The organism is Oleiphilus sp. HI0043 (assembly GCF_001634935.1).
The window spans coordinates 1-760 of the sequence record NZ_LWEY01000390.1 but is presented as its reverse complement, the minus strand read 5'-3'; the positions used below and the strand labels follow the sequence as shown (position 1 = coordinate 760).

The following is a 760-nucleotide window of genomic DNA, read 5'->3' as shown; positions in this document are numbered from 1 at the left end:
CTTTGGCGCAAGCCTTGAGCAGTAACTGTCCGGTTGTGATAACACCCGTACCGCCGTAGCCAGCGATGGCAATGGAAACGGATTGCTTGGTCATATAGCCTCCTCTTATTGTTTAAGGAAACCATTACACAGAGCGCAGGCTAGGTAAATGAGTCAGATCAAGTGTGGGCAGTTATAGTAAGCCGAGTTTAAAAAAGCTAGGCAGAGGCTCCCCCTCATTAATCAAGGGCGTGCTAAATTGCTAGCGAGCCTTGGAAGGCTCTGTTTACAAAGTGACTACCCACCATCTAGCCGTTGTAAACTAAGCAAAGAGCAATAAAAAACTAAGCATTCTAATTCGGTTTAAAGTTCTTCGGCGATAGACCGTACCAGCGTTTAAAAGCTCGGCTGAAACTTGATGCATCACTATAACCCAAGCTTTCAGCCAAAGTTTCAATGGATATATCCTGTTTTCGAATATGAGCCAGTGCAACGCGCTTACGTTCCTCTTCTAATAGCTCTTTATATGATGTTTCATGAGACTGAAGATGACGCCGTAAGGTACGCGGAGACATACAAAGCTCAGAGGCTAAGGTATCAAGAGACAATTCTTGGAAAATATCTCTACGAATAATGAATTTCACGCGATCTAAAACCGTATTATCAGGGCAAACTTCACTCAAACGCTCCTGACAACATTGTTCATTTAACTGGGCCGAATCTTTGTTGTAGAAAACCAGAGGCTGCTTAAGCAAGGCTTCAGACAAAACAATTCGATTCT

Annotated in this window: 1 protein-coding gene; it reads right to left on the bottom strand. The window is 43.4% G+C overall.

Annotated elements, in window-relative coordinates:
- Positions 1-332: 332 nt before the first annotated feature.
- Positions 333-760: helix-turn-helix transcriptional regulator (locus A3729_RS05220; RefSeq protein ID WP_156497687.1), on the bottom strand; the 428-nt coding region annotated here is incomplete at its 5' end.